This is a genomic window from Microcystis sp. M53603_WE2, assembly GCF_030065435.1.
In genome coordinates, this window is record NZ_JASJFF010000351.1 from 1 (window position 1) to 3,884 (window position 3,884).

General features: G+C 43.0%; 2 protein-coding genes and 1 pseudogene. 2 read left to right on the forward strand and 1 reads right to left on the reverse strand.

Features of this window, described 5'->3' with window-relative positions:
- The first annotated feature begins 309 nt into the window (after positions 1 to 309).
- Positions 310 to 1,851, forward strand: coding sequence for a TIGR04222 domain-containing membrane protein (locus PX481_RS07565; RefSeq protein ID WP_002756618.1), 1,542 nt, complete (start codon positions 310 to 312; stop codon positions 1,849 to 1,851).
- Positions 1,852 to 1,991: 140 nt separating this feature from the next.
- Positions 1,992 to 2,090, forward strand: a pseudogene (locus PX481_RS07570) (IS982 family transposase); the annotation flags it as partial.
- A 167-nt stretch (positions 2,091 to 2,257) separates the two neighbouring features.
- Here PX481_RS07570 and PX481_RS07575 read toward each other — a convergent pair.
- The gene (locus PX481_RS07575; protein WP_288094212.1) at positions 2,258 to 3,199 is read right to left on the reverse strand and encodes a hypothetical protein; all 942 of its coding nucleotides are present in this window, start codon (positions 3,197 to 3,199) and stop codon (positions 2,258 to 2,260) included.
- Between the last annotated feature and the right edge of the window lie 685 nt (positions 3,200 to 3,884).

The following is a 3,884-nucleotide window of genomic DNA, read 5'->3' on the forward strand; positions in this document are numbered from 1 at the left end:
AGTTCAAAACCTCTAAAATAATTGGTTTCTTTGGTACTTGACGCTTAGAGCTTTTACCTATAGGAGCATTCCCCTAGAGAACCCCATAACTCTAGTTTTCAAGGTGCGTTCATCGGTTGATGACTGGGTTTTTTAAGCGGTTGCTTACCCGGCCCCCTATTCTTAATATCATACATCCTATAAAGTCGCCCTCAAAGGGCGAGGCTTTAAACCCAATTTTTCGGTAAAGAAATTTAAACTTCACGCACAGTTAAGCCTCTTCGGCCTAAATAAACGACTAGAAACAGTTTTTTTCGGGAGGCCCAGTTTATGGATAGCCCATTAGGGACGATGAACTTTCAACAGACAGAGCTATACAAAAGAATTCAGGCATTTGCCTTGGATCGGCCAGATAGTCAATTATCTTTCAGCCAACGATTAGCAAAAGATAACGGCTGGTCCTTAGGCTATACTCAGAGAGCGATCGAGGAATACAAAAAGTTTATATTTCTAGCCGTTGCAGCAGGACATCCGGTCACGCCATCCGACCAAATCGATCAAGTTTGGCATTTACATCTGACCTATACGCGATTGTACTGGCAAGAGTTCTGTCCCAAAATTTTGCAAACCACATTACATCACGAGCCGACTCGTGGGGGTTCATCCGAGCAATTAAAATTTGGCAGTTGGTATAGCAAGACGCTAGAAAGTTACGAACAGTTTTTTGGACATATTCCGCCAATAGATATTTGGCCTAAACCCAAAGACCGATTCGGGCGAGATTTGCATTTTATCCGGATCAACACTCAACAAAGCTGGGTTTTGTCAAAACCTAATTTCACAGTCTCCTTCAAACCACAACTGCGAAAAATAGGCATCTTTACCTTTTTAGTCTTCCTTTCACTGATGATAACTAGCTGTCAGATAATCTCCCAAATTCCTAACCCAATGAATTTTACAGGTCCGGAATTTTTAACCTTCTATATTTCCCTAGTAGTGATGGGAATCGCTTTGGCAGCCTGGCTACGTTTTTCACTGTGCCTAGTTAGCGCTAATACAAAGCAGCAACCTGATTTAAATACTTACGAGATAGCTTTCTTGGCGGGGGGCAATGATCGCCTGATTATGGCCGCAATCGCCAGTTTGGTAAAACAAGGCTATGTGGAGGTATTAAAGGAAAAATCACCATTTGGAAGAACACAAAGCAAACTGGTGGTGACAGGAAAGATCGATGCTATTGCCGATCCTGTAGAAAAGGCGGTCGCCCAAGATATTTTGGCCACTGATGGGGCAATTGAACAGGTTTTCCAGAAGTCTAAAGTAATGAAAGATAGCATTCGTTCCCGCCTAGAACAGCTTGGTTTGTTTCTGAGCGATGCCCAAGCATTCAAAGCCCAAATTTATCCATCATTGATTGTGGTTATTCTTCTAGGAATAGGCTTGTGCAAAATGGCTGTGGGAATTTCTCGCGATAAGCCAGTTGGTTTACTTCTCATCTGTATATTTGGGCTTCTAGTTTTGGGAGCAAGGTTTTTTGTCAAACCACAGTGCAAGCGCAGCCGTTATGGAGAGATCATTTTTAATGATTTAACAAATCGCTTACAACCTTTAAAAACAGCCAATAGCAGCGATTCTGAACTTGTGCTTGCGGTGGCGTTGTTTGGAGCAACAGTTCTGATGGCGGATATGGCTTTAGCAGACTTGTATCAAATGCTGACTCCCATAGCCGCTGCTAGTAGCGGCAGTGGTAGCGGCAGTGGTGGCGGCAGTGATGGCGGCAGTGATGGCGGCAGTGGCGGCAGTGATGGCGGCAGTGGCGGCGGCAGTGGCGGTTGTGGTGGTTGTGGTGGTTGTGGTGGTTGTGGTGGTTGATTGAGTTCAAGGCTATTAACAGCCGCTCGCTCGAAGCGTGATGCCGAACCGCGAACTCCGTTAAATTTGTCTGTTTTTAGCGGAAGTTCCCCCATACAGATTCTGCCACAGCAGAGGTTGTCGCTTTTTGTCAAAGGGAAACTTCCGTTGAACATTCCCGCCACGGTAGCTCTGTTAATTTCTGCCTTAATCTCCTCTCTGGTTTGATTGCTTACTGCCACCAGCCGAAAAAACCCTCCTGGAACAGGGAATTTTATCGCCTCTACTTAGGGTTTGCTGGAATAAATCTAAAAACATTGTTGGATAAGGTTTTTAGACTTTTTTCCCCTCAAAAAGTGCTGACCATTGGAGTGATCGCGGGTAAAATTCAGGGACTTTTTCCCTGAATTTTAGGTAACTGACTACCTCAAAATCGGGAAAACCCTACACCCCACACCCCACACCCCACACCCTGCCCCCACCAACAAACTTTTTCAGCAGACCCTAAGTAGCCATTTTTCAGGAGAAAAGCGCTCAGGGCAGCGGGAAAGTCTGGATATTTGCCGAGCGCTATACTTTGGCCGTGGATATCGAGACCCCAATCGGAGTTTTTATCGTAATTAGCGAGGAGAAATTGCCAAGCTTCTTCGTATTCTCCCAGGAGAATTTTCTGTGCCACATAACCGGCCAAAATGCCATTAACTTCGGCTTTTTCTTTTTTAGCTAACTGAAAAGCTTTCAACATTGCTGCTAAAGTTTTTCTTAATTCTTGGGGATATTTTCTGGTGACATCCGCTAATTTACCCTGTTGAAAAGTATAAATTCTCGAGGGAGGAAAAGAGGCGGCGTAGGAACTAAAAGCATACAAAAAAGCATTATCAACGGTGACAAATTCATAATTATTATCTCCATCTAAATCTTCAAAGGAACCACCACTACCATCTAAAAAACCCGTTTCTTCTCTAATAAATTTATCTTTTTGCCAAGTATAAATTACCAAAGATGTGCAGCAATGAGCGCCGCCGCTATAGGTGGAGACGATAATCTCATCGATGCCATTATTATCTAAATCTATTAATTCGACATAGCCAGAGCCAAAGGCACTATACTCGCTATTTTGCTGATAAAGTTGCTCGTTATAAAAGATTTGATAAGAAACATTATTAATATCATAATTATCATCAACTCTCTCGTTTAGGTCGATGGGTTGATAGCTAACTTGTACCTTAATTTTCCCCGATCTAACCACTTGATTTGTTAGGGGTTGACCGGCATCAAAATCGAGTTTAGTCACGGCTAAACTCGCGGCTGCATTGCCAAAAAATTGAGATAATAAGCAGCAAATAAAGCAAGTTTTGCTAATATTCATCGGCTAAGTAGCTGGTTATAATTAAATTAAAAATGGATTTTAGGTTCGATCCCCCCTGCCCCCCTTGATAAGGGGGGTGCCGATAGGCGGGGGGATCCGCCCTTAATCCCTAGGGTCGTTTCATTCTCTCAAATGTCATTCTCTCAAATCTTTATCTGGCAACGTTTTTAGTCGATTTCTCGGAATAAATATCTGAAAATTTCTAAAAACGTCGTGCTTTGCTTACCGCATAAGCGATTAAAGGTAGCAAAAAAAGAATTAGATTCAGAGAATGAATCAGCCCTACCCTACCCCCTAGTAGGGTTGATTCATGAATCAACCCTACCATGAATCAACCCTACCTTAATCCCCCCTTAATAAGGGGGGCATCTGATAATTTTTAACGCCTACCTACTTAATTCCCAGAGAGAGATTAATATCAGTGTATCTTACTTATTCTTCCCGACAATCAGCCGTTAACTTTTCGAGAAAAACTATCTAGGGTTTGCGGCAAAAAGCTTTTCGGTGGGGGCAGGGTGTGGGGTGTGGGGTGTGGGGTTTTACCGATTTTGAGGTAGTCAGTTGCCTAATTTTCAGGGAAAAAGTACCTGAATTTTGCCCCCGATCCCCGCAATGGCTGGCACTTTTTGAGGGAAAAAAAGTCTAAAAGTCTTATCCAACAAGGTTTTTAGATTTATTCAGCAAG

Bases quoted from the DNA above. Each gene is read 5' to 3' on its own strand.
- PX481_RS07565 (WP_002756618.1), top strand. From the start codon at position 310: ATGGATAGCCCATTAGGGACGATGAACTTTCAACAGACAGAGCTATAC.
- PX481_RS07575 (WP_288094212.1), bottom strand. From the start codon at position 3,199: ATGAATATTAGCAAAACTTGCTTTATTTGCTGCTTATTATCTCAATTT.